This is a genomic window from Methylocella tundrae (genome assembly GCF_901905185.1).
In the GTDB taxonomy this organism is placed as follows: domain Bacteria; phylum Pseudomonadota; class Alphaproteobacteria; order Rhizobiales; family Beijerinckiaceae; genus Methylocapsa; species Methylocapsa tundrae.
Genome location: NZ_CABFMQ020000058.1, coordinates 1 through 386, shown reverse-complemented (window position 1 = coordinate 386; position 386 = coordinate 1). Strand labels below are relative to the sequence as shown.

1 protein-coding gene is annotated in these 386 nt (G+C 68.4%); it reads left to right on the top strand.

Annotation, left to right across the window (positions count from 1 at the left end):
- Positions 1-386 (top strand): AI-2E family transporter (locus MPC4_RS05915; protein WP_174511708.1); only part of this gene is annotated, 386 nt, incomplete at both ends.

The following is a 386-nucleotide window of genomic DNA, read 5'->3' as shown; positions in this document are numbered from 1 at the left end:
GCGTGCAGCGCGTGGTGGTCGAACGCGCACCCTTCAACATCCGCGACTACGTCTGGACCGGCACGATGGGCCTGGTGTCGGCCGCGGGCCAGCTCACGGTGGTGGTGTTCCTCACCTTCTTCTCGCTCGCCTCGGGCAACCTGTTCCGGCGCAAGCTCGTGCGCATCGCCGGCGCCAGCCTGGAGCGCCGCAAGATCACGATGGAAGTGCTCGACGACATCTCGGGCCAGATCCAGCGCTACCTGCTCGTGCAGGTGGCCACGAGCGTGCTGGTCGGCATCGGCACCGGCGTGGCGTATGCCCTCCTCGGCCTGGAGAACGCCATCGTCTGGGGCGTGGTGGCGGGCGTGCTCAACCTCGCGCCGTACGTCGGCTCGATCATCGTC